General features: G+C 29.8%; 18 protein-coding genes and 4 tRNA genes. 18 read left to right on the forward strand and 4 right to left on the reverse strand.

The window, feature by feature from the left end; translation table 11 throughout:
- Positions 1–194 precede the first annotated feature (194 nt).
- Positions 195–2402, forward strand: coding sequence for a methyl-accepting chemotaxis protein (locus BSV1_RS04180; protein WP_008882729.1), 2208 nt, complete (start codon positions 195–197; stop codon positions 2400–2402).
- A 9-nt stretch (positions 2403–2411) separates the two neighbouring features.
- Here BSV1_RS04180 and murB read toward each other — a convergent pair whose 3' ends face one another.
- Positions 2412–3320 carry a UDP-N-acetylmuramate dehydrogenase gene (gene murB / locus BSV1_RS04185; protein ID WP_008882348.1) on the reverse strand — a complete coding sequence of 303 codons (909 nt, stop codon included), beginning with the start codon at positions 3318–3320 and terminating at the stop codon, positions 2412–2414.
- A gap of 51 nt (positions 3321–3371) precedes the next feature.
- Here murB and BSV1_RS04190 point away from each other — a divergent pair, with 51 nt between their 5' ends.
- From BSV1_RS04190 to BSV1_RS04205, 4 genes are read left to right on the forward strand one after another with little or no spacing between them, the layout of a single operon-like run.
- Positions 3372–4814, forward strand: a complete 1443-nt coding sequence (locus BSV1_RS04190) for a cysteine--tRNA ligase (RefSeq protein WP_008882767.1) — start codon at positions 3372–3374, stop codon at positions 4812–4814.
- A 3-nt stretch (positions 4815–4817) separates the two neighbouring features.
- Positions 4818–6374, forward strand: coding sequence for an IPT/TIG domain-containing protein (locus BSV1_RS04195; protein ID WP_008882647.1), 1557 nt, complete (start codon positions 4818–4820; stop codon positions 6372–6374).
- Positions 6374–7627: a serine hydroxymethyltransferase gene (gene glyA / locus BSV1_RS04200; RefSeq protein ID WP_008882549.1), complete on the forward strand. Its 1254-nt coding sequence runs from the start codon at positions 6374–6376 to the stop codon at positions 7625–7627. The genes BSV1_RS04195 and glyA overlap by 1 nt, the downstream gene beginning before the upstream one ends.
- A 25-nt stretch (positions 7628–7652) precedes the next feature.
- Positions 7653–8405, forward strand: coding sequence for a J domain-containing protein (locus BSV1_RS04205; RefSeq protein ID WP_008882694.1), 753 nt, complete (start codon positions 7653–7655; stop codon positions 8403–8405).
- 54 nt (positions 8406–8459) lie between these two features.
- Here the strand turns inward: BSV1_RS04205 and BSV1_RS04210 are convergent, their stop codons facing one another.
- Together BSV1_RS04210 and BSV1_RS04215 are read right to left on the reverse strand one after the other, a co-directional pair.
- A complete protein-coding gene (locus BSV1_RS04210) occupies positions 8460–10316 on the reverse strand; it encodes an integrin-binding adhesin P66 (protein ID WP_008882776.1) in 1857 nt (618 codons plus the stop codon).
- Between the two features lie 235 nt (positions 10317–10551).
- Positions 10552–12054, reverse strand: coding sequence for an L-lactate permease (locus tag BSV1_RS04215; RefSeq protein ID WP_008882389.1), 1503 nt, complete (start codon positions 12052–12054; stop codon positions 10552–10554).
- Between the two features lie 70 nt (positions 12055–12124).
- On the opposite strand from BSV1_RS04215, the gene BSV1_RS04220 reads away from it, so the two are divergent.
- From BSV1_RS04220 to BSV1_RS07090, 13 genes are all read left to right on the forward strand, one after another.
- Entirely contained in the window at positions 12125–13342 is a 1218-nt protein-coding gene (locus BSV1_RS04220) for a D-alanyl-D-alanine carboxypeptidase family protein (RefSeq protein ID WP_008882426.1), read from the forward strand.
- A 4-nt stretch (positions 13343–13346) separates the two neighbouring features.
- Positions 13347–13838: a chemoreceptor glutamine deamidase CheD gene (gene cheD / locus BSV1_RS04225; protein ID WP_008882754.1), complete on the forward strand. Its 492-nt coding sequence runs from the start codon at positions 13347–13349 to the stop codon at positions 13836–13838.
- 2 nt (positions 13839–13840) lie between these two features.
- A complete protein-coding gene (locus tag BSV1_RS04230; RefSeq protein WP_008882828.1) occupies positions 13841–15820 on the forward strand; it encodes an ATP-dependent helicase in 1980 nt (659 codons plus the stop codon).
- 116 nt (positions 15821–15936) lie between these two features.
- Positions 15937–17367, forward strand: a complete 1431-nt coding sequence (pepD, locus tag BSV1_RS04235; protein ID WP_008882481.1) for a beta-Ala-His dipeptidase — start codon at positions 15937–15939, stop codon at positions 17365–17367.
- A 132-nt stretch (positions 17368–17499) separates the two neighbouring features.
- Positions 17500–17572, forward strand: a tRNA-His gene (locus BSV1_RS04240).
- A gap of 24 nt (positions 17573–17596) precedes the next feature.
- Positions 17597–17670, forward strand: a tRNA-Arg gene (locus BSV1_RS04245).
- Between the two features lie 79 nt (positions 17671–17749).
- Positions 17750–17830: transfer RNA gene (locus BSV1_RS04250), tRNA-Leu, on the forward strand.
- 5 nt (positions 17831–17835) lie between these two features.
- Positions 17836–17907, forward strand: a tRNA-Gly gene (locus tag BSV1_RS04255).
- A 40-nt stretch (positions 17908–17947) separates the two neighbouring features.
- Entirely contained in the window at positions 17948–19312 is a 1365-nt protein-coding gene (gene tig / locus BSV1_RS04260; RefSeq protein ID WP_008882404.1) for a trigger factor, read from the forward strand.
- 14 nt (positions 19313–19326) lie between these two features.
- Positions 19327–19911 (forward strand): ATP-dependent Clp endopeptidase proteolytic subunit ClpP, encoded by a 585-nt coding sequence (gene clpP, locus BSV1_RS04265; protein WP_008882329.1) that lies wholly within the window; start codon positions 19327–19329, stop codon positions 19909–19911.
- A 23-nt stretch (positions 19912–19934) separates the two neighbouring features.
- Positions 19935–21227, forward strand: a complete 1293-nt coding sequence (gene clpX, locus BSV1_RS04270; RefSeq protein WP_008882385.1) for an ATP-dependent protease ATP-binding subunit ClpX — start codon at positions 19935–19937, stop codon at positions 21225–21227.
- Positions 21214–23604 (forward strand): endopeptidase La, encoded by a 2391-nt coding sequence (lon, locus tag BSV1_RS04275; protein WP_008882464.1) that lies wholly within the window; start codon positions 21214–21216, stop codon positions 23602–23604. The genes clpX and lon overlap by 14 nt, the downstream gene beginning before the upstream one ends.
- 39 nt (positions 23605–23643) lie before the next feature.
- On the forward strand, positions 23644–23796 hold the full coding sequence (locus tag BSV1_RS07090) for a hypothetical protein (protein ID WP_002656638.1): 153 nt from the start codon (positions 23644–23646) through the stop codon (positions 23794–23796).
- Between the two features lie 58 nt (positions 23797–23854).
- Here BSV1_RS07090 and rpsD read toward each other — a convergent pair.
- The coding region (gene rpsD / locus BSV1_RS04285) for a 30S ribosomal protein S4 (RefSeq protein WP_008882688.1) at positions 23855–24424 on the reverse strand (570 nt) is incomplete at its 5' end.

A 24424-nucleotide genomic window follows, 5' to 3' on the forward strand; every position in this document is an offset into this window, starting at 1 on the left:
ATATAATTATATATGCATGTAGCTAAATAATAAAATAATTATTTGCAAATATTTGAAGGATTTAATCTTTAAGATTTAGAAAGAAAAGTCTAATTTGCCAATTGTTATTAGTAATTATTTATATATGATTTATGAAGGTGAAAGTTTTGTTTTAAGATTTTAATCATACTAATATTTATGTTTGGAGAGCTTTTATGACAGATGAGAATTTAATCGATGTTAATCTGAAAAATACTAAACGATTTCTTTATCTAGTTTTATTTGGATTCCTTTTTTTAAATTTTTTATTCATAGGCTATGCTTATATGAATCATAAAAATGAATATTTGGATCGCTTTAAATTTGATTCTAAGTTGTTTTTAAACAGTGTGTCTGCTGTTATTAAGGCCAAATATTCGGAATCCTCTAGGTTTCTTGAGGAGCTTGTAAGAGATAGCTATAGGTTTGGGATATTGGTGAATTCTTCAAAAAGCTTTCTTTTGTCTTCAAGTTTAAAATTAGGTGATAGTTTAGATGAAAATAGCGATTTGTTTTTAAGGTCAAGGGAATTTAGCTCTGTAGATAAAATTTTTAAAACTATTCCTTTAGTAGAAGATTCACTCGAAGGCATATTTTATATTCCTATAGGGAAAAATGTTTTAATATCAAATTCAAATTTTTCATCTTTAGGCTTAAAAGATGTTAGATTGGATCCAATTTATTCTGTTCCTGTAGAAAAAAATTCTAAGTATTATTCAAGATATATGCAAATAGATGGGAAAATTTATTCTATAATAAGTTTTCCAGTTAGAGATTCTGTTTCAACATTGGGTGTGATAGGGATTTTAATATGCTTTGATGAGTCGTTAGATATTATTGAAAATCAGTTATATTCTTCTTTTAAATTTGGTAGTAAAAATTATAATTTTTTTATGCTTGACAGAAATTACATGCCCATTTTTTTAAATCTTAATAATCTTCAGGCTAAATCTTTTTCTACAGCTTATAGTGAGAATTTTTTGAGTAAAGTTATAGCTTATGCTAAAAAAGATTCTTCTAGTTCTCAGTACACTTTTAATTATGAAAGAGATTTTTATTCTTTAAACTTTGTAAAAACCGATGATTTTTTGACTCAGGGGCTTATTTTAAATGTCAATTCCATTCCTATTATGTTTAAATCAAATTGGGTTATATTTGTTGCATTCTTATTATTGTCTTTTGCAATTATTTTTTATTTATGCAATACTTTTGTTTTTTCATTAATTAATGATTTTAACAGAATTGTTGACTATCAAAAATCAAAAAGCGATCCTTTTAGTCTTGAGTCTCCCTTAGCGGTTAAGTATTCTTCATCTGTTATTTCTTATATTAGTTCAAAGCTGGATAATCTGTCTTCTAAGAGTAATGAATCTTTTGAGAAGATAAAATTTTATTCTGAAGATTTGAATGAATATTTAGAACAAATAGAAACTGCCATATCAAATACTGAGAGTATAGATTCTAGCATTTTAGTTTACGAGCAACTAAGAGATACTTTTTCTAGATTTGAAAAATCAATTGTTGATATTTTAAAGGGCTTTGAATCTATTACTGATCCGATTAATGATCACAATAAGTATATATCAGAAATCTCTTCAAATTTTGAAGAGAGTGTTAGTTTTTTCTATAGTATAGATAAAAATTTAGAAATTTTTAATAAGGTTGCTACTATAAATTCTACTGATATTGAAAATATTAAAAGTAAGGTTTTTGATTTAAATATTGTTTTTGAAAATGTGAATAAAAATTTTGCAGATCTTTTGTCTCAAACAAATAGTTTGCAAAGTGTAAATAAGCTTTTGGTTTCAATTTCAGCTCAGACCAATATGCTTGCTATGAATGCAGCAATTGAAGCAGCAAAAGCAGGTGATGCAGGTAAAAGTTTTGCAGTTGTTGCTGAGGAGATTAGAAAGCTTGCTATTAATTCTGGAAAATATTCTAAAACCATTAAAGATGAACTTAAAACAGTCGACAGCATTATTGCAGTAATCAATTCAGAGATTGATACAATTTATAAAAATTTCATAGACATTCAAGATAATGTGGACAACAATTTTTCAAGACATGAGAAAGTAGATCTTACTCTTGCTAAGCATTTTAAAGAAATTGGCGAGTTTAAAGAAAGGTATTTATCTCACGATACTAAGATTAGAGATGCTAAGAATATGTATAAAGAAATATTTAATAATCATTATTTTGTTAGTGGCAAGTTTAACAACTTTAGTCAAGATTTAAAAGAGTTTAAAGTTTCTAAGATGAATTTAGATGCGGTAAGCTCTCTTCAAGAATATTCATCTTTAGTAAAATCTTCTAAGGATAAGATATTAAAGACAAAGGAATTGATTCAAAAGATTAATGATGAGATTAAAGATATTCTTTTTTAGTTTTTTTGATTATTTGAATCCTATGTAAAGAACTTCTTCTTCAAGTAAAAGTCCAGTTTTCAAGTAGACCTCAGCTTTTACTTTTTCAATTAAGCCTTTTATGTCTTTAGAAGTGGCATTGTTAATATTGATAATAAAGTTTCCATGATATTTAGATACTGTGGCGCCTCCAATGCTTAATCCTTTGAGCTTGCACTCTTCAATTATTTGTCCACTAGGCTTGAGAAATGCTTTATTGTTTTTAAAAGTGCTTCCACCACTTGGAAATAAATAATGACCTCTATTTATTCTTGCTTGTTTATTTTTATTCATTTTTTCTTCAATAATTTTCTTATTGTCTTTTTTTAAATTCAATTCAATTTTTAATATGAAAAAGTTTTTATTTTGAAAAGGTGATATTTTATACCTAAAGTCTTCTTTTTTAAATTCTTTGCAAATAGTTTTTCCTTTATCATCTATAAATGTAATTTTTTTTAGTATCTCAGAGATTTCATTCCCGAAACATCTAGCATTCATCCACACAGCGCCCCCTAGTGTTCCGGGTAGCCCATAGATAAATTCTAGGCCACTTAAGCCGTTATCAAGTGCAATTTTACATAAACTTTCAAAATCTGCACCACATTCGCCGACAATTTTATTTTCGTGAATTTCTATTTTGTTTAGATATCCGGTGTATATTATTGGAAAATCAATCTCTCTCTCGTCATTGACTAAAATATTCGATCCTCCCCCAAGAATAAATAGTTTAATTTTTTCTTCTATTGCTGCTTTAAAAACATTTTCAGCTTCTTTAATATTTTTAGGGGTGAAAAATAATTTCGAAATGTTTCCAATTTTATATGTTGTATAGTCAGCTAGATTTTTTGTTTGAGGCTTAATATTGATTTTTTTAAGAAAATTATTTAGGCTTTTAGGCATACGTACTTAATAATAGATTAGATTTTTTATTTTTTCAATTTTGAGAAATGTATGATTTTAAAGTTATATAATACTAGAACAAAGGATTTTTCAGAATTAACAAATTTTGAAAATGTTAAAGTGTATGCTTGCGGGCCTACTGTTTATAATTATGCTCACATCGGGAATTTTAGAACTTATATTTTTGGAGATTTATTAATTAAAACTTTAAGGTTTTTGGGGTATAAAGTTAATTATGCGATGAATATTACAGATATTGGGCATTTAACAGGCGATCTTGATGATGGAGAAGATAAGGTTGCTAAGACCGCAAGAGAGAAGGGCCTTACAGTTTATGAGATTAGTGAATTTTTTACAGAGGCTTTTTTTAACGATTGTAGAAAATTAAACATTGTATATCCCGACAAAGTGCTTATTGCGAGTAAACATATTCCCATAATGATAGAGGTTGTTAAAATTCTTGAAGAAAAAAAAAATACTTATTTTTCTAATGGTAATGTGTATTTTGATACTTCTTGTTTTAAAAGCTATGGTGAGATGGCCGGCATTGATTTGATTGATAAAGATATGACTTTGCCCAGAGTTGATGTTGATAAATTTAAAAGGAATAAAACCGATTTTGTTTTGTGGTTTACTAATTCTAAGTTTAAAGATCAGGAGATGAAGTGGGATTCTCCTTGGGGATTTGGTTATCCAAGTTGGCATTTGGAGTGCGCTGCGATGAATTTGGAGTATTTCAAAGATACTCTTGATATTCATTTGGGAGGAGTTGATCATATTGGAGTTCACCACATAAATGAAATAGCAATAGCAGAGTGTTTTTTAGATAAGAAATGGTGTGATGTCTTTGTTCATGGAGAATTTTTGATTATGGATTATAATAAGATGTCAAAGTCACGTGGAAATTTTATTACAGTTAAAGATTTGGAAGATCAAAATTTTTCCCCCCTTGATTTTAGATATTTGTGCTTAACGTCGCACTACAGGAACCAATTAAAATTTTCATTAGATAATCTTCAAGCAAGCAAGATTGCTAGAGAAAATTTGATAAACAAGCTAAGTTATTTTTATGAATCTTTAGATCCAGTTGATTTAAATACACTTAATAAGGATTTAAAAAATTTTGGTTTTAGTGTAGAAAAAGAATATTATGACTCTTTTGTAGAAAAAATTTCTTTTGATTTAAATGTTTCTCAAGGATTGGCTTTGCTTTGGGAGATAATTAAATCTGAAAATTTAAGCTTTGTTTCAAAGCTTAGATTAGCTTTTATTTTTGATGAGATTATGTCACTTAATCTGAGAGAAGAAATTTTAAAAAATTTACAAAACCATGATGTAGTTATTGATGAGAATATGAAGGCTTTGATTGAAGAGAGAAGAATAGCTAAATGTGAAAAAAATTTTAAGCGTGCTGATGAAATTAGAGACTTTTTTGCCAAAAAAGGTTTTGTTTTGGTTGATACTAAGGAAGGAACTAAGGTTAAAAGAGGCTAACATTTGGCTATTTTTTTAAAAAACAAATATTTTTATTTAAGCTTAATTTTTATTATTTTTTTATTTTTATTTGTTTTTTCTGGATTTTTATTTTATTCAAAGCCAATTATTTATGATATATCTCCAATTCCCACTTCGCACAAGGATATTATTGTTATTAAAGGAAATAATTTGGGCTACAGTACAGGGGAGATTAATATCAACAATAATTATTTGGTTAAAAGTAGCATTATTAGCTGGAATAACACGGAAATAGTTTTTAAAATTACAGATGAAGTGAATTCTGGACTTATTTTTGTAAAAGGCGAAAGGGGTACTAGCAATGAACTTTTTCTTGTTATTAGTAGGCAAGTGCCTGTTAAGCTTAATAGGAAAGATATCCCTTTTATTTTTTCAGAGGATAAAATAATTTTAAATGCAAATTCTTCAACTTTATTGCAGGGTATGAATTTGTTTTCGCCTTTTAATACTATTACAATTTTTCTTGAAACTAAGGATAAACTTTATACAATTTTACCTCAAAATATTTTAGATGTTTCTGAGAATAGAGTAGAATTTGTTTCTCCTAAAACTTTAAATTCTGGTGGTAAGCTTTATGTTTTATTGGACAATATTCAAAGCAATAAAATTCCGTTTTCTGTTAAAAATGATTTTTTTAAGTGGACTTTGAGCGATTCGAAAGAGTTTGCAATAATTGAAGAGATTTATTTTAGTCAAGATGTTAGTAGTAATTTTGATTCAAATCCCGAAGATATTAATTTCAATATCTTCTATTTAAGGCCAATTGAGAATGAGCGTCAAAAAATTACGGAGCGCAATAGTGAGTATCTTGATTTTAATATTGGTAATTTATTTTTTGAAAACCTGAAGACAAATAAATTTATTTTTAAGACCAGGGTAAAAACTTATAAACTTAATTTGGAATTTTTAGATGCGAAATACTTAGAAAGTATTGAAGTTAATAGAGATGTTAGCAATCAAGAGTACAAAAAGTATGTTCAAGACAAAAAAAAAGATTATTTATCTTACAGCTCTGTTGATTTAATGTCTTTAGATTCTTTAATTTTATCTAAAACCGCTGGCAGCAATTCAGTTTATAAGTTAGCTAAAGCAATTATTGATGTTTTGACTTCAAATTTTAAAATTGTTGAGAATAATTTAAGTTTAAAGGATTCTATTAAAGAAAGAAAAATTTCATCTGGCAATTTAATAGTTCTTACTAATTTGTTATTTTTAAAGTATGAGATTCCGCTGAGAAATATAGTTGGGCTTTACTATGATTCTAATTCTCTTAAATTAAAAGAGCATTTTTGGTTTGAGTTTTTTTTAACTGGGGTTGGTTTTGTATATTTTGATATAATAAATGCAGTATTATTTAAGGATAGCTCTAAGTATTTTTTGGATATGTCTGATGACTATATTCAATATGGATGCAAAGAGAGCTATGATAAAAATGAATTTTTTGATGGATATTTAGATTCTGGTTTTTTAAAGTATAAAAGCTTGACAAACGGAACGTATTCTTTAATGCATAGGTTTGTTTTGGAGGATAATTTTTAATGAGAGATGATCAAATATTTAATTTAATTGAAAAGGAAAAATTAAGAGAAAGAGAACATATTGAACTTATTGCTTCTGAAAATTTTACATCTTTAGAGATAAGGCAGGCTGTTGGCAGTATTTTAACTAATAAGTATGCTGAAGGATATCCTTTGAATCGATATTACGGTGGTTGTTCTTTTATTGATGAGATTGAAGCTTTGGCAATTTCAAGAGCAAAAGAGCTTTTTGGTGCAAAGTATGCCAATGTTCAACCGCATAGCGGATCTCAGGCCAATATGGCTGCCTTAATGGCTCTTATTAGCCCAGGTGACAGGATTCTTGGTATGCAATTATCTCATGGGGGGCATTTAACTCACGGCAGCAGGGTAAATTTTTCTGGTATATTTTTTAACACTTATTTTTATAGTGTTTCTAGAGATTCTGAGCTAATTGATTATGATGAAGTTCTTAAAATAGCTAGAGATTGCAGGCCAAATTTAATAATAGCTGGAGCTTCTTCTTATTCAAGAGAAATTGATTTTAAAAAATTTAGAGAAATAGCAGATGATGTTTCTGCTTACCTTTTGTGTGATATTGCTCATATTGCAGGCCTTATTGTTGCCGGTTTTCATAATTCTTCAATTGATGTGGCGCATCTTACTACAAGTACTACGCATAAAACTTTAAGAGGGCCAAGAGGTGGAATAATACTTTCTGGAAAGGATTTTGACAAATTAGTAAACTTTAATGGAAAAGAGAAGCCTTTGTTTAATGCTGTAAATTCTACAGTTTTTCCTGGAACTCAAGGGGGTCCTTTAGTTCATGTTATTGCGGGTAAGGCTATTGCATTCAAAGAAGCTCTTCAAGAAAGTTTTAAAGAATACATTGCTAACGTAATAAAAAATACTAAAGTTATGGCTGAATATTTCAAATCGGAAGGATTTCGTATTGTTAGTGGGGGCACAGACAATCATTTGTTTTTGGTTGATCTTAGTAGTTCGGATCTCACCGGTGCTGATGCTGAGAAATTACTTGAGAGTGTAAATATTACTTTAAATAAAAATGCTATTCCTTTTGATAAAAAAAGCCCTTCTTTGGCTTCTGGTATTAGAATTGGGGGCGCTGCTATTACTTCTAGAGGCCTAAATGAAAGCGATTCTTTAAATGTTGCTAAATTTATTGTTAGAGCTTTAAAGGCAAAGTCTGATATTGAATTAAAACAAATAAAAAAGGAAGTTGTAAGATTTATTAGAGATTTTGACATGCCTTGATTACGCTGGAGGTTATGATCAATAAATGCCAAGCCCAATTAGAGTGTTTTTTTTAGTGTTGTTGTTTATTTTTATTTTCAATCCCGTTTTAATAGCAATGCTTTTTATTTTATTTCCTTTTATTTTGATATTATTTAGTTTTTTAGGTGTTTTTAGAATATACTTTACAAGGGATTACTCATATTCTAGATCTAGAGAGTTTGAATTTTATAAACTTTCTTTTTTATTAATGGCTAAATTGCTATCTATTTTGGGAACTGTAACTGGGGAGCAGCTAAATTATGTCAATTTTATTATCAATTCTTTGAATTTGTCTGAGCGTGGTAAATCAGAATTGTATACTGTTTTTCATTCTGCTATTACTAAAAATAATAATGCTGATAAAATTTTATATACCCTTAAGCTTGGTTATTTTCAGCACAAAGATCTTTTTATATGGCTTTTTGCCATTCTTAAAGAAATTAACAGGCTTTCTAGGTATAAAAATTTAGAAGCTGAAAAATTTATTTCTTATGTTGGTATTTTTTTAGAACTTGAATCTGATGGTTATGAAGCCTATAAAGATATTAATATTAAAATTGTAAATCCCTATAGTGTTTTGGGTTTAACATATAGTGCTAGCGATGATGAGATTAAAAAGGCGTATAAAAGCCTTGTTATAAAATATCATCCTGATAAGTTTGCAAATGATCCTGTAAGGCAAAAAGATGCAAATGATAAATTTATAAAAATTCAAGATGCTTATGAAAAAATTTGCAAGGAAAGAAATATAAGGTAATCACTCAATTGTTTTTAAAGATAAAAAAGAAGGGCCAAAGCCCTTCTTTTGCTGTTAGCTTCCGCTGTAGGCTATTTTGAATTGCAAGAAAGCACTTCCAATAGCAGCATTATTTGTGTTTTTATTAGCAAGTTCTATAATGTTATTTGAATCCCAACCAAGAGAAATTGTTGTAAATCTTATTAGTTTTTCAAGGCTAAGTCCTGTTTTTAAATAAATTTTTGTAGCATTGCTTGAGAGTTTATTAGAAGGTCCTAAAATGTATGCTCCAATGTAAGGTACTACATATGCTTCTGTTGAAATGGATGCTATTGGAATTGCATAATCAAGATATAAAGCCAAGCCAAGTTTCATTGCATCTTCAAATGTCAGATTAGGGGTTGTGGCCTTTGTGCTTGTTGAGCTTTGTTCGGCTGGATTGTTTTCATTAGTGCTTGAAATTGTTGTAGGATAGTTTTCTACAGATTTTTGTCTTAAAATATCGTAAAGACCGATAGATGTTATCCATCCTAGTCCATTTATAATACCTTTTTTGTTGTCTTCATAGCTTGAAATTTCAACATTTAAGCTTTGAAATGCATTTTCAGATATGGTTTTTAATCTTTTTTCTGTATCTTTAGATCTGTAAAGGTTTTGTCCATAGCTTATTCCCAATGCAACTCCAGATTTTTTATCTTGTTCTCCAAAGAGTCTTGTACTGTAGGAATCAGATCCTTTAACTGCCCAGGATTCTTTTTCGCCGGTATCTTTATTCCAAGCAAAACCTATGCTTGCTCCTGTTGAAAATGCAATTCCCAATTCTGTGTTTTTACTGAAATTAAGAGCATTGCCATTTGGATCAAATATTTCAGTTTTTTTATTAGGATCTGAGGGTGTTTCTTTTTTGAAATTCGCTGCTTTTGAGATGTGTCCAAATACAGAAAAATCGCTTGCAAAAGGATCTATTCCAAAATCAGTTCCCATTTGCAAAATAAGATAGGTATTTTTATCATTAATTTTTGTTAATCCAAGCTTATATTGAGCTCCAAAAGATGCTAAAATTGCAGAATTTGATAAAGTTGGGCTCAATAAATCGTTGCCAACTATGGATTTATCTTTTAAAGAGTATGTTATTGATGAATTATTGAATGTCTCATTTCCATAGGCTCCTGACAAGCCAAAATTTAATTCAAAAGGTGTTTCTGCAATTACAGATTTAGTATCTTCGTTTTGATCAAGTAGATTTTTTATTGGCTTCCATGTTGCTTGAATTCCATAAAGGATTCCTTGATATGTTTTATTGTATGGAGTGTCTTTGTCATTCTCTTGATTTCTGTTACCCGTGCCTGTTCCCCCTATTGCAAATGTAAGGTCGAGTTTTGGGAGTTTGTATCCCAGCTGAATTGTTCCTATGTTTTTAGAAGTGCCTCTTGCAAGAATTGTCCCTCTTACTGCCCTATCATTGCTTGGGAATCCATAGTAAGTGCTTTTAAATCCAGTCATAGGTGCAAAACTAAATAAAGACTCTTTATTAAAGTCAAAATCTGTCATAGTACTTATTTTAATAAAAAAATCGTACATATTAATTTGGGCTGTAATATCTCCTACGTCAATTTTAAATTGATCGCCTTTTTTGCCTTCCGCTTTTAGTGCAAGATCTTCTACCTTAATGTAGGCTGAGAATGGATCGTCTTTGCCTAATTCGGGATTAGCTTCAAATGGTTTAAGCTTAATGGTAATTTTGCTTTTGTTTTCAAACCCAGGAACAAGCTCGTCCATATCTAATCTGAATTCACTTGTGTTTTCAAATCCAAATGTCGGCATCCATGGGTTTATTTTAAATATATCTTTTTCCTTTAATGTGTCTGCTGCAAATATTGCTGCAGATGTGGTTAAAAATATAATTAATTTATATAAAATCTGGCTTTTCATAATTATACCTTCCTGTTGTAATTATAACTTTTATTAGTTTTAGTTTTTAATTAAACGTATTAATAAATATATTATAGACATGCTATTATGTATAATATATTAACATATATATAATATTAAAATATTAGATAAAAATTCAAGGCCATATTATTATTTTGTGATTTTTGTATTATTCAAATCTATAAATAAGATTAATTTTAGTATAAATTAATCTTATTTATTTTAAATGATTAATTTATACTAAATAAACTAGCAATCCCGTTACTAAAATGTAGCATAAAGCATAAATTATTGTTTTTGATAAAAGCTTGCCCTCTTGTCCAATTAATCCGGCAGTTGTTGTTGCTATTGTGATATTTTGGGGAGAAATCATTTTTCCTCCAGTTGCTCCTGTTGTATTTGCTGCTGCAAGCCAGTAAGGATTTGCTCCAATATTTTCTGCCATTTGTGTTTGTAAAGGTCCAAAAAGAACATTTGAAACTGTGTCACTTCCTGTTAAAAATGTCCCAATAGCTCCAATTAGTGGGCTAAATAATGGTCCAAATTTACCCGTTATTATTGAGATTCCATTAGCAAGATCTCTTATCATTCCACTATGTGTCATTAATCTTGATATTGCAACAATGCATATGATTATAAAGGAAGATAATGCCATTTTTTTCAAGGTTAATGTAAATATTTTTAGCTGTTTTAACATTGGAACTCCCCGTATTGAATAGGATATTATTGTTGCAAGTATAATCAAGAAGCCCGGAGAGATAATCCATTTAAAGTGTAGGGGATTTGCTTCTGGATAAATGCTAATAGTGCTTTGAAAAGTTTTTAGGTATTCGTGAATTTTGTTAAAAAGAGGAGATACAAGTACTATAAAAGTTACTATTAAAATGTAGGGTGAGCAGGCAATAATTCCTTTTGATAAGGATATTGTGTTTTTGCTTTGTTGCTCAGTAGTTTCTTTATTTTCAAAAAACTTTGCATAAACTATTGTTATTGTCATAGAAAGAATGCTTCCAAGGATTGCAGGAAGTTCTGGACCCAAAGTTTTTGATATAAATACTTGAGATATTGCCATTGACATTCCTGAGAGTAAGGTAAGAAGAAATACTCCTTTTAATCCTTTAATACCTCCTCCTGTAAGAATTACCAGCACAAAAGGTATTGTTAAGGTTGGAAGTATTAGTTGGAATGCAATCTCAGATGAAACAATGTTAACATCCAAGTTAGTTGCTTGAGCTAAAGATGTTATAGGAATTCCCACAGATCCGTAGGCGGTTGATGAGGTGTTCATTATTAAACAGATTAAGCAGGCAAAAAATGGTTCAAATCCCATTGCTATTAATATTGATACAGGAATTGCAACAGCAGTTCCATATCCAGCAACTCCTTCTAAAAAATTTCCAAATCCCCATGCAACTAGCAATACTATAATTCTTCTATCAGAAGATACGTTTGATAAAATATTTTTAATAGTTTCTATATCTTTTTGATCTTTTGACATTTTGTATGTAAATATGGCAGCAATAATTACAGTTGCTATTGGCCATATCCCCATTAAGGCGCCCTCAAGCATTGCAAGACTTGTGTTTACTATTCCCAAGTTTTTATAAAATATAACTATAGCAACGGTGGCTATTAATGATATGGGTATTACATAGTAAGCTGGCTTTTTTATTATGCCAAGTCCAATAATTATTAGGATTATTGGTACCAAAGCTGTTATAAAATCATAAGAATTCATAAAAATGGCTCCTTTTTAATTGTATTGTAATTAACAATCAATAAATAATATATAATTTTAATATTACAACATGAATAGTATCTATGTTATTGGGAAATTGTTATTAACTTTATTTTTAATTTTTTCCCCGTTTTGTTATAATCTTTTTGCAGTTAATTTAGCTGAGATTAATAAATTATCGGAGTATGCAAAATCAATAGTTTTAATGGATTTTGATACTAAGCGAATACTTTATTCTAAGAAGCCCAATTTGGTTTTTCCTCCAGCATCGCTTACAAAGATTGTTACAATTTATACAGCTTTAATTGAAGCTGAAAAGCGAAATATAAAATTAAAAAGCATAGTTCCTATTAGCGATTCTGCTTCATATTATAATGCGCCCCCCAATTCTTCTTTGATGTTTTTAGAAAAAGGTCAAATTGTTAATTTTGAAGAGATTTTAAAGGGACTTTCAGTTTCTTCAGGTAATGATTCTTCTATTGCAATTGCTGAGTTTGTAGTAGGCAATTTAAATAGCTTTGTTAATTTAATGAATATTAATGTTTTAAATTTAGGACTTTTTAATATGCATTTTGTTGAACCTTCTGGATATAGCAGCGAGAATAAGATTACAGCACTAGATATGGCTTTTTTTGTGAAATCTTATATAGAAAAGTTTAAATTTATGCTTAATATTCATTCTTTAAAGTATTTTATTTATCCAAAGAGTAAAAATTTAGGAACTGCTTTGTCATCAAAATTTTTAAATTTAAAACAAAGAAATGCTAATTTATTAATATATGATTATCCTTACTCAGATGGCATTAAAACGGGATATATTAAGGAATCGGGCTTAAATCTTGTTGCTACTGCTAAAAAGGGTGAGAGAAGATTAATAGCAGTTGTATTGGGAGTTGAAAAAGGAATTAATGGATTTGGAGAGAAAATGAGATCTTCGATTGCAAAAAATTTATTTGAATATGGATTTAATGAATATTCTAAATTTCCTTTAATAGTAAAATTAAAAGAAAAAGTCTATAATGGTACAGCGGATACAGTTGCTCTTTTTTCTAAAGAGCCTTTTTATTATATTTTAACTAAAGATGAATTTGATAAAATTAATATAAGTTATACTGTTGATAAATTGGTTGCTCCACTTAGTGGGGACATGCCTGTTGGGAGGGCTATGATTTTTTTAGAAAATGAAAAAGTAGGGGATGTTGCTTTGTTTAGCGGCAAGGTAAAAAGATTAGGGTTTTGGCAAGGTCTTTATAAGAGTTTTATAAATTTTTTTTCAAGAGAGTATTAATTTTATGTTAAATCATTTTAATTTTAAATTAAAACGCGATGTTACGATAATAGTTCCTGGTGAAGCTTTTGTTTCAAATAAAAGGGTGATTTCTACAATTCTTGGTTCTTGTGTTGCTGTTGTGCTTTACGACGAATCAAACAATTTAATTGGAATGAATCATTATGTTCTAGTTAAGTCAGATCTTGACATATCTCCTGATCAAAGGGGAAGATATGGGATTTATGCTATTCCTATGTTAATAAATGCAATGCTCGAAAATGGAGCTAGTAAAAGTAATCTTAAGGCCAAGCTTTTTGGGGGAACTAATTTTATGGCAAAAGGATCGGTTAAGGTGGGGCTTGAAAATTCAGAGTTTGCCGTTAATACATTAAATAAGTATCGTATTCCAATCTTAGCTAAAGATTTTGATCAATCTAAGTCGAGAAAGATTTTTGCTTTTCCTGAAAACTTTAAGGTTATTGTGGAATATCCAGACGGAACAAAGGTTTTTTAATTTTGTCTAATGATGATTTTTTTAAAAATTCTCTCAATCAATTTCAATATGAAGCAGTTACTACTATTGAAGGTGCTCTTTTAATTATTGCTGGTGCTGGTAGTGGAAAAACAAGGGTTGTTACTCACAGAATAGCGTATTTGCTTTTAAAAGGCATTGCTCAGAGGGAAATTTTAGCCTTGACTTTTACCAACAAGGCTGCTAATGAAATGAAAGACAGAATTAAAAAAATTTTAAAAAGTCCTCTTAGTAATCTTATGGTTTCAACTTTCCATGCTTTCGGGCTTTTCTTTTTAAAAGAAAATTATAAATTGTTAGGATGTAGAAAAAACTTTAGCATTTATGATGACAATGATAGAATCTCTCTTCTTAAAGAGATTTTACTTGATGAGGGTCTTTTTAATAAAAAAGTTTCTTTAAATTCGCTTAGCAATGTTATTTCACTTTTAAAAAACGGTATTCTCACTCTTAATGATTTAAAGGAAGAAGATATAAATATTTACAGGCTTTATGAAGAGAGATTAAGGCTTTATAATTCTTTTGATTTTGATGATTTGATTTTAAAGCCAAAAGAATTGTTAAGTAATAATTCTGATATTAGAAATAAATATTCTAAGAGATATAAATATGTTTTGATTGACGAGTTTCAAGATACTTCTTTGATTCAATATAATTTTATTCGCCTTTTAATAAATCATAGTAATTTGTGTTGTGTTGGGGATGATGATCAGTCGATATATTCTTGGCGCGGGGCTAATTATAACAACATGTTGCAATTTGAAAAAGATTACAACGCTAAAGAAATAAAGCTTGAACAAAATTATCGTTCTGCAAAAAATATTTTAGATGTTGCCAATTCTGTGATTTTAAATAATAAAAATAGAAAAGAAAAGACCTTGTGGTCTTCAAAGATGTGTAGCAAAGTTATAGATGTTTTTATATTTGAGGATGAAATTCAAGAATCTGAGTTTGTTGCAAATCGAATAATAGAGCTTTCAAGGCTAGAGGGTTTTAAGTCTAAAAAGATAGGGGTTCTTATGAGAACCAATGCTCTTTTTAAAAACGTTGAGATGATTTTTAGAAGACAGGGTATAAAATATAAAGTTTCGGGGGGAACATCTTTTTTCCAGAGAAAAGAAATAAAAGATATTATTTCTTATTTGAATGTAATAATAAATCCTAAAAGTGATTATGATCTTCTTAGAATCATTAATGTTCCAAGAAGGGGGATTGGTAAGGAATATTTGAAAAAAATTAGAGATATAGCAGACAAGAAAGGTTGTTGTATTTATGATGCTCTTTGTGACATTACTTTTTCTTTTACAAATATTTCTAGTTATGACAAGGCTTTAAATAAGCAGGCCATTGAAAGCATAGAAGATTTTGTATCTTTTATTGAAGAGTATCAATATAAATTTAGTATAACAAAAAAAACGTATTCCAATATAATCAAAGAAATGATAGAAAGTATTGAATATTGGGGGTTTTTAGTTAGTGAAAATCCCAATTCAATCAAAGTGGCTGAATATAAGTATCAAAATATAGAAGGGTTTTTAAGTATAATTAAAAATTGGGAATCCAAACAATTTGGTGAGTTGAGAGATTTAAGCAGCTTTTTAAATTACATAGTTCTTCAATCTAACGAAGTAAGTGAGGAAGCTGAAAATATTAATATTAATTTAATGACAGTACATTCTGCTAAAGGTTTAGAATTTGATTATGTATTTTTTATTGCTGTTGAAGACAATATTATTCCTCATCATAGAATCATTGAAGATAGTGAGGTTGACTTAGAAGAAGAGAGGCGAGTTTTTTATGTTGCGTTAACTCGCGCAAAAGATTCTCTTGTCATTACTATGGCTAATAAGCGCAAAAAAGATAGGCAAATTTTTGATCAGTTGCCTTCAAGATTTATTTCAGAAATTCCTAAAGAATTTTTAAATTTTAATTATTGTGTAGATTTTGTTGAAAACAAAGCTTAACCAACATTATTAAATTTATTGAATGAATTTAAAGATTAATTTAGTATATTATATGATTAATTATAAATTAAATCTAAGTATATTTATGGATTTAATTTAATCAAAGGAAAGTTATTATGAGTATTGTAATTGATTCTTTTAAAGAGATATCAAAAATTCCAAGATGTTCAAGAAATGTTAAAGGAATTATTAATTTTATTAAGCAGAGAGCCAAAAAATTTGGTTATTCTTTTAAAGAAGATAGTGTTGGTAATATTGTGGTGCAGATAAAGTCAAATAATAATATTGATATGCATCCTATTATTTTACAATCTCATGTTGATATGGTTTGCGAAAAAAATGAATCCAGTTTGCATAATTTTGAAACAGATCCAATTAAAATTATTGAAGAGGGTGGATATCTTAAGGCAGTGGGGACTACCCTTGGAGCTGATAATGGGATTGGAGTAGCTATGATGCTAGGGATTATGAGCGAAGCCAATAGTTTTCCTCATCCTGATTTAGAACTTCTATTTACCGTTGATGAAGAAATAGGTTTAATAGGTGCTCTTGGTCTTGATTCTAATTTATGTAGTGGTAAAAGCCTTATTAATCTTGATGGAGAGGAAGAAGGTTATTTTACAGTTGGTTGTGCTGGATCAAGACTTGTAGAAATTGTTTTTTCTCCTCAGTATAGCCTTGTAACGAAAAAAACAAAGGTAGAGATTTTGTTTAAAGGGCTTAAAGGTGGCCATTCTGGAGCAGATATTCATTTGGATTTGGCAAATTCTTTAAAATTAATGTTTTTTGCTCTTTTTGAAATTAAAGCAAATATTAATTTTGAGATTGAATGCATTTTTGGTGGAGACAGTAGCAATGCAATTCCAAATGAAGCGAAGGCTTTAATCTTTATAGATGATAGCGATTATGATTTATTAAAGAAAGAGCTTAAACTTTTCGTACTTAAAGTTAGAAGTATACATTCTCTTGAAGATGAATTTGATATTGTTGTTAATAAAAGAGAATTTTCATCAGTTAAAGTTCTTGATGAAAATAGCAAAAATAAGCTTCTAAATATGGGAATGGGATTTTTACATGGAGTTCAAAAAGTAGAAAATTATGAAAATAAGCTTATAAAGACCTCTTTAAATTTTTCAAGTCTTTTAAAAATGCAAGAGGATTATATTTTTACTTTTTTAATAAGATCTTTATTGGACTCAGACAAAGAGTATGTTTGCAATCATTTACAATCAATAAGTGATTTGTCGGGAGCCAATTTGCGTATAATTTATGACTATCCTTCTTGGGAGCCTGATAAAAACAGCAATCTTTTAAAACATCTTCAAGGAGTGTATAAAGAGATGTATCTTGAAGATGCCAATGTTTCCATAATACATGCAGGGCTTGAAACAGGCATAATATCTTCTAGGTTGGGGGGTATAGAATCTGTTACTCTTGGCCCTTGGATTAAATGGCCTCATACTATTAGGGAAAGAGTAAATATTTCTTCAACTATTAGAGTTTATGATTTTTTAAAAAAAAGCTTAGAAAGATTTCAAAAATTTTAGTTTTAAAAAAATTTAATGTTTTATTATAAATTTTTTAATAAAAGTCTTATGGCTTTTATTATTTTTATCTTTTATTGACTTAGGAATTAAATATTTATAAAATATTATAATAATCATAGTCACTAGTTATTGGTGGTTGTAGCTCAGTTGGTAGAGCGTCGGGTTGTGGTTCCGAATGTCGCGGGTTCAAGCCCCGTCAATCACCCTTTAATCAATTTTATTTTTAACTGCATTCATAGCTCAATTGGATAGAGCGGCGGACTTCGAATCCGAAGGTTGCAGGTTCGACTCCTGCTGAGTGCGAAATTATTATTTATTTAGTAGATTAGGTATACTTGCAAAAGCTTTTAAGTTTTTGTATACTATTTTGAGTATGAAGTATGCAGGAGTGGTGGAATTGGCAGACACGCTAGACTTAGGATCTAGTGCCTTTGGCGTGTGGGTTCGACTCCCACCTTCTGTAAAAATGCGAAAGTAACTCAGGGGTAGAGTGTCACCTTGCCAAGGTGGAAGTCGCGGGTTCAAATCCCGTCTTTCGCTTTTTAATAATTATCAATAAAATTTAATTGAGGCATTAACAGTGATTTTGAGTAAAGATATTAAGCTTCTTCCAGGTTCAAAAGTTGAGGTTGTCATTAGAGTTTCAAAAAACGCTATTCAGGAAAAATACAATTCATTGTTGCAAGATTATTCTTCCCGCCTTAAGATTCAAGGTTTTAGAATTGGAAAAGTTCCTATTAATATTATTGAGAATAAATATTCTGAGGGTTTAAAAGCTACCGTTTTAGAAGAAGTGATTAATAATTCTCTTAAAGAATTTTTCAAAGAAGAGTCCAAAATGCCTTTAAGTTATGCTACTCCTACTGTAAAGGAAAAAAATTTAAAATTGAATCTTGACGAAGATTTTGAATTTACTTTTACATATGAGACTTATCCTGAATTTAAAATTCCAAGTTTTGATGAGATTGATATTAAAGTGGAGATTCCTGAAGTTTTTATTGATGATTCTGATATTTATGATGAGATTAAGAATCTTCAAATAGAAAATTCAATTATCATTGAAGATAGGGAAGGAGTTGTCAAGGAAGATAGCATTGTTAAAGTGGATTTTGTTGAGCTTGATGACCTTTCAAATGAGATAGTATCAACAAAAAGACAAGGCTTTGTTTTTACGGTTGGAAAATCTGAGACCTATTATGATTTTGACAAAGATGTAATTGGTATGAGAATAAATGAGGAGAGAGTTGTAGAAAAATCTTATATTGCAGATTACAAATTTGAAGAACTTGCGGGTTCTTCAAGAAAATTGAAGATTAAGATTAAGAGTATTAAAAAAAGAGATCTCCCCTTAGTAGATGATGAGTTTGCACAGGATATTAGTGATAAATATAATACACTAGATGATCTTAAAAATTTTGTAAGATCTAATCTTTTAAACATTGTTGAAGAAAAAAAAGATACTTTAAAGCTAAATAAATTTTTTTCTAATATTTCTGAAAAATTAGAAATAGATATTCCCCATTCAATGATTGAGGCTGAAATTGAAATTGCTTTTAAGGATACCAAAAGGCAAAATAAAAATAATATGAGCCTTGAAGAGTTTAAAAGTATTTTTTATTCTTCAGGATATATTGGTGGTGATAATTTACAAGATGAGATTCTTGGGAATTTGAAATCTAAACTGATAATGCAAAAAATGGTAGATTTAGACCCAATTAAAGTTGCTGAAAGCGATGTTGAAGATGAAATGGCCAGGCAGTCTAAGAATCTAGGTGTAAGTTATGAGGAGATTAAAAAATTTTATGAAGATCAAAATTTGATTTCTTATTTAAAGGATGATATTAAAAGGGAAAGAGCTAAGAAAAAAATTTTGGAAAATATTAAAGAGGTAAGGGGTAAAAAACTAAATTTTAAAGATTTTGTTAATTATAAAATTTGTGAGTAAGAAAAATGGAGTTTATGCATAATTTAATACCCACTGTAATAGAGAATACGGGAAATTATGAAAGAGTATTTGACATATATTCGAGATTGCTTAGGGAGCGTATAATATTTTTGAGTGGTGAAATTAATGATCCTAAGGCAGATACCGTGATTGCGCAACTTTTGTTTTTAGAATCAGAAGATTCAAACAAAGACATTTATCTTTATTTGAATTCTCCAGGCGGCAGTATTACTGCAGGTCTTGCGATTTATGATACTATGCAATATATAAAGCCTGATGTAAGGACAATTTGCATTGGGCAAGCTGCGTCAATGGGTGCTTTTTTACTTGCTGGTGGGGCTAAGGGTAAAAGAGAATCTCTGACTTATTCTAGAATAATGATTCACCAGCCTTGGGGTGGAATAAGTGGTCAGGCCAGTGATATTAATATACAAGCTAATGAAATTTTAAGACTTAAAAAATTAATAATAGATATTATGTCTAATCAGATAGGAGTTGATAAGGAAAAACTGGCTCTTGATATGGAAAGAGATTATTTTATGACTTCAAGCGATGCTCTTAAATATGGTCTTATTGATAGTATCTTAGTGAGGGAGTAGTTTTATTTTCGGTAAAAGTTTTTATGGCAAGAGTAAAAGGTCAAAAAGTAAAAGAGTGTTCTTTTTGTGGGCTTAGTGTCGCTGAGCTTGGTGGGAATGTTGTTATATCTAATGGAGTAGCGATTTGTCCGGAATGTTCTAAAATATGTCACAATCTTTTTAAAGAAAAGTTGTGTAAGCCGCTAGATTCTAAGTCCAACGATTTGCCAACTCCCAAACAACTTAAAGATCATTTAGACATGCATGTTGTTGGGCAAGAAGATGCTAAAAAAGTCTTATCTGTGGCTGTTTATAATCATTATAAGAGAATATTGAAAAATAATAAATATGACAATGGCATTGAGATTGAAAAATCTAATATACTTTTAGTTGGTCCCACAGGCAGTGGTAAAACTTTGCTTGCAAAAACGTTGGCTGCAGAGATGAATGTGCCATTTGCAATAGCAGATGCTACAACTTTGACAGAAGCAGGATATGTTGGCGAGGATGTAGAAAATATTTTGCTTAAATTGATACATGCTGCTCATGGGGATGTTAGCTTAGCTGAAAAAGGGATTATCTATATAGACGAGATAGATAAAATTGCTAAAAAAAATGAAAACGTCTCAATAACAAGAGATGTTTCTGGAGAAGGGGTTCAACAGGCTTTGTTAAAGATAATTGAAGGCACGGTTGCCAATGTTCCTCCAAGAGGCGGTAGAAAGCATCCCTATGAGGATACTATTGAAATTAATACTCAAAATATACTCTTTATATGTGGTGGTGCTTTTGTTGGGCTTGAAAACATTGTTAAGAATCGAATAAATAAAAGTTCTATTGGGTTTTCAGCAATTGAAAAAAAGAATATAAGAGAAGATACTTCATTAAAGTATTTAGAAATGGAAGATTTGATTAAATTTGGCCTAATACCAGAATTTGTTGGCAGACTTCCTGTGCATTCATATCTTGAAAAGTTGAATAAAGAAGATTTGTTGAGAATATTGGTTGATCCTCAAAATTCTATTGTTAAGCAGTATTATCATATGTTTAAAATGGATAATGTTGAATTGGTATTTGAAAAAGATGCTTTAGAATCAATTGTAGATGAAGCCATTTTAAAAAATACTGGAGCAAGAGGTCTTAGATCTATTTTAGAGGGTCTTCTTAAAGATGTTATGTTCGAGGTTCCTTCTATTAGTAAGGCTAAGAAGGTTATTGTTACAAAAGAATCTGTTTTAAATGCAGATGTTAACCCATTAATTTTGGTGGGAAATGCAATTAAAAAACCTTGGGCAAAAGAGTTATATGAAATCAATCTTAAATATGATAAAAAATAGGAAAGAAGATCTTCCAATTGTTATTTTAAAAGAAAATGTTCTTTTCCCCAATATGACATTGTGGGTAACCTTTGATAATGAATATGTAATTAATTCCATAGCTCAATCCATGTTAGAGGAAAGATTGATTTTATTTGCTTATCCGAATAAACCTAATTATGATGAATCTGATAGGGGAGTGGTTAAAAACCTATGCTCTGTGGGTACTTATTCTAAACTTATTCAAGTTATAAAGGTTAGCAAGGACGTAATAAAAGTTTTAGTTGAGTGTCAAAGTAGGGTTCTTATAGGCAGTGTTTCCAAAAAAAATGATTATTTGAGAGCTAAAGTTACTTTTGTGCCCGATGCTAGTGGATTAAGCAGAGAGCTTTTTACCTATTCTAAATTTTTAAAAGAAACCTATGAAGCTTATAGAAATTCCTTATCTTTAAAATCTTATGATGCGGATAATGAACCAATTAATTATTTTGAGAATCCAAGTAAGCTTGTCGATATTATAGCTTCTAATTCAAATTTGGAAAATAGTATAAAATTAGAGCTTTTGCAAGAGCTAAATGTTAAAACCAGAATAGAAAAGTTAATTGTTAATTTAAACATTGAAATTGATCTTTTAGATCTTAAAAAAGATATTAATTCTAAAGTTAGAGCTAAGTTGGATAAGGGGCAAAGGGATTATTTTCTTTCTGAACAAGTTAAAGAGATACAAAAAAGATTAGGTAAAGATGAAAACGATTATATTGATAGATTAAACTCTAAAGATATTCCAGAAGATGTTAAATCCAAGATTGAAAAAGAAATTTCTAGATTGTCTAAAATGCAGATGAATTCACCTGATGCTAATATTATTAGAAGTTATATAGAATTAATATTAGATCTTCCATGGAATGAAAATACTGTTATGAAAAATCATTTAAGCGAGATTGAGTTTATCTTAAGAAATTCTCATTATGGTATGGATGAGGCAAAAGAAAAGATAATAAATTTTTTAGCCGTTTATCAAATTAATTCTAAGGTCAAAGCTCCTATTTTATGTCTTGTGGGGCCTCCTGGTATTGGTAAAACATCTCTTGTGGAGTCTGTTGCAAGATCACTGTCTAGAGAATTTGTTAAAATATCTCTTGGTGGCTTAAGAGATGAGGCAGAAATTAGGGGGCACAGAAGAACTTATGTTGGTTCTCTTCCAGGTGTTTTTATTAGCGCAATGAAAAGATCAGGTAAATCCAATCCCGTTATTCTTCTTGATGAAATAGACAAAATTAATAGTAGTTATAAGGGAAATCCCGAATCTGCCCTTTTAGAAGTTTTAGATCCGGAGCAAAATTATAAGTTTATAGATCATTATTTAGAAATTCCTTATGATCTTTCTAATGTTTTATTTGTTACAACAGCCAATTCTCTTAATGGTATGTCAAAGCCGCTTCTGGATAGAATGGAAATAATTAAGGTTGAGGGTTATTCTTATATTGAAAAGTTAGAGATTGCTAAGATTTTTCTGATTCCAAGCATAATTAAAGAGAGTTTTTTGGACAAAGTTTATATAAGAATAGAAGATGATGTTATTTTTAATTTGATTAGAAACTATACTATGGAATCTGGTGTAAGGGGGCTAAAGAGAGTTTTGACTAATTTGATTAGGAGACTTGTAAGGGAGCTGCTTTATGAGTATTCTAAAGATCAAATCATCAAAGGCAACTTTTATTCACCAAGTTCTTTGATACATGGGAATAATTCGCTTTTTACTCATGATCCTGATATTCCAGGTATTTATAAAATAATCAATATTAACAATTATTATAATTATGTTGATACTGAGGATAACTTGGATTTAATTAAGATTGACTCTTCGGGGTTTGTTTATGGGCTTGCTTGGACAAATTATGGTGGTACGGTTCTTCCTGTTGAGGCAACTAAGTTTGAGAAAAAAGGAGACATTATCCTAACAGGTAGTCTTGGAGCTATTATGAAAGAGAGTGCACAGCTTGCATATTCTATAGTTAAGACCTATTCTTCTAAGCTTAATTTTGATGTGAAGGAAAGTCCTGAAATTCATTTGCACTTTCCAGAAGGAGCAACGCCAAAAGATGGGCCTTCTGCAGGTATTACCATTGCAACAGCAATTGCTTCGATATTGTCTGATAAGAAAGTTCCTTTGGACCTTGCAATGACCGGTGAGGTGACTTTAAAGGGCTTTGTTCTTCCTGTGGGCGGTATTAAAGAAAAAGTTTTAGCAGCCTATAGAAACGGTATAAGTAAAGTTATTTTGCCCAAAGATAATAAAAAAGATTATTCTAAGCTTCCAGAAGAAGTTAAGGACAATATAGATGTTAAGTTTGTCTCCAGCTTGGAAGAAGTTTTTGATTATTTGAATATTATTTAAAAATTTATATATTTAAATTTATATTTTAGGAGTAGATCTATGAAAGATGGAGTTAGAAAGCCTTCGGGCAATAGAGCGTCTTTTAGCGCTCAGCCTAATGTTAAGGGCTTGAGAAAGAATAATAGTTTTTCTTGTTTTGCTAAGAATAATTTGGGTAAAAGTTTTTCAAAGGGTAAAAAAAAAGGTAAATAAAAAAGTGGCCAATTAAAGCCACTTTTTTTCCTTTAATAATGCGGAAATAAAAGATATTTTATGCTCTCTTAGAATAATATTCTACAACCATTTGTTCATTAGCAAGCGTAGGTATCTCGTCCCTTGATGGAGCATGCTTTACTTTTATGTTTAAATCATCAGCATTTACTTCTATCCAAGTTGGCAAATTTCTAAGAGACGAAGTTTTTTCTATATTTGATCTTATTAATTTTTTTAGGCTATCTTTTTCTTTTATTTGAATTTGGTCATTTGTTCTTAGTACTATTGAAGGGATTGTAACTCTTCTTCCATTTAATATAATAATACCGTGAGAAACTATTTGCCTTGCGTGTGCTCTTGAGATGGCAAATCCAGCCCTATATACAACATTGTCAATTCTTCTTTCAAGTATTGATAGCAAGTTGTCCCCAGTAACACCGTGATGTTTTTTTGCTTCTTTAAAAGTGTTGGTTAGCTGCCTTTCACTTACACCATAAGTAAACTTTATCTTCTGTTTTTCTATTAATTGTTTTCCATATTCTGTGATTTTAGCTTTTCTGGCTTTTCCGTGCATTCCGGGAGGATGTGGCTTTTTTTTGAGGATTTTGTCATATTTTGGCTGCTCAAA

The sequence above is a fragment of the [Borrelia] finlandensis genome (genome assembly GCF_000181875.2).
Lineage (GTDB): Bacteria > Spirochaetota > Spirochaetia > Borreliales > Borreliaceae > Borreliella > Borreliella finlandensis.

Excerpts from the sequence above, each read along its gene's own strand:
- BSV1_RS04180 (WP_008882729.1), top strand. The coding sequence starts at position 195 with ATGACAGATGAGAATTTAATCGATGTTAATCTGAAAAATACTAAACGA.
- murB (WP_008882348.1), bottom strand. The coding sequence starts at position 3,320 with ATGCCTAAAAGCCTAAATAATTTTCTTAAAAAAATCAATATTAAGCCT.
- BSV1_RS04190 (WP_008882767.1), top strand. The coding sequence starts at position 3,372 with ATGATTTTAAAGTTATATAATACTAGAACAAAGGATTTTTCAGAATTA.
- glyA (WP_008882549.1), top strand. The coding sequence starts at position 6,374 with ATGAGAGATGATCAAATATTTAATTTAATTGAAAAGGAAAAATTAAGA.
- BSV1_RS04205 (WP_008882694.1), top strand. The coding sequence starts at position 7,653 with ATGCCAAGCCCAATTAGAGTGTTTTTTTTAGTGTTGTTGTTTATTTTT.
- BSV1_RS04210 (WP_008882776.1), bottom strand. The coding sequence starts at position 10,316 with ATGAAAAGCCAGATTTTATATAAATTAATTATATTTTTAACCACATCT.
- BSV1_RS04215 (WP_008882389.1), bottom strand. The coding sequence starts at position 12,054 with ATGAATTCTTATGATTTTATAACAGCTTTGGTACCAATAATCCTAATA.
- BSV1_RS04220 (WP_008882426.1), top strand. The coding sequence starts at position 12,125 with ATGAATAGTATCTATGTTATTGGGAAATTGTTATTAACTTTATTTTTA.
- cheD (WP_008882754.1), top strand. The coding sequence starts at position 13,347 with ATGTTAAATCATTTTAATTTTAAATTAAAACGCGATGTTACGATAATA.
- pepD (WP_008882481.1), top strand. The coding sequence starts at position 15,937 with ATGAGTATTGTAATTGATTCTTTTAAAGAGATATCAAAAATTCCAAGA.
- clpP (WP_008882329.1), top strand. The coding sequence starts at position 19,327 with ATGCATAATTTAATACCCACTGTAATAGAGAATACGGGAAATTATGAA.
- clpX (WP_008882385.1), top strand. The coding sequence starts at position 19,935 with ATGGCAAGAGTAAAAGGTCAAAAAGTAAAAGAGTGTTCTTTTTGTGGG.
- lon (WP_008882464.1), top strand. The coding sequence starts at position 21,214 with ATGATAAAAAATAGGAAAGAAGATCTTCCAATTGTTATTTTAAAAGAA.
- BSV1_RS07090 (WP_002656638.1), top strand. The coding sequence starts at position 23,644 with ATGAAAGATGGAGTTAGAAAGCCTTCGGGCAATAGAGCGTCTTTTAGC.